Origin of the sequence: Iodobacter sp. BJB302, from assembly GCF_002735645.1 — a bacterium.
Classification (GTDB): Bacteria; Pseudomonadota; Gammaproteobacteria; order Burkholderiales; family Chitinibacteraceae; genus Iodobacter.
Genome location: NZ_PDZG01000199.1, coordinates 1 through 558, shown reverse-complemented (window position 1 = coordinate 558; position 558 = coordinate 1). Strand labels below are relative to the sequence as shown.

Annotated in this window: 1 pseudogene; it reads left to right on the top strand. The window is 48.7% G+C overall.

Annotation, left to right across the window (positions count from 1 at the left end):
• Positions 1 to 188: 188 nt before the first annotated feature.
• A pseudogene (locus CSQ88_RS23550) lies at positions 189 to 558 on the top strand (transposase); the annotation flags it as partial.

The following is a 558-nucleotide window of genomic DNA, read 5'->3' as shown; positions in this document are numbered from 1 at the left end:
TTAGAAAAACTCCCGACTTGGCCCAATAGCCGAATTGACGAGCTGCTGCCATTTGTTAAAGATCAGAACCCACAAGATAACGAAGGCTAAAGCAGCTGGCTAGGTGGGAGGGCTGAGCGCTTACGAATTTTCTCGCAGTCTTTGAGGAGCTCTACATGAAAGCCGAAGGCAATTGATAACACCAGATTATGGCGATTTTAAAGCAAGCCGAAGCCGGCTCGACCGTTCCTGATCTGTGCCGCGAGCACGGTATGAGTTCTGCCTCTTTCTATAAGTGGCGCGCTAAATTTGGCGGCATGGACGTTTCCATGATGACGCGCATGAAGGAGCTGGAGGACGAAAACAAGCGCCTTAAAAAGATGTATATCAAAGCCCAAATACAGGCGGATATCATCAAGGAGGCCATAATCCTCTGAAACATCTCAGCGTCACGAGATGGCTCACTGGGCCGTTGAAACCAAGGCAGTTTCTATTCGTGCGGCTTGCGCCAGCTTTGCGATTAGCACAACTTGCTATCGCTATATTTGTAAATTGGATGCCGAAAATGCCCAAATTGCG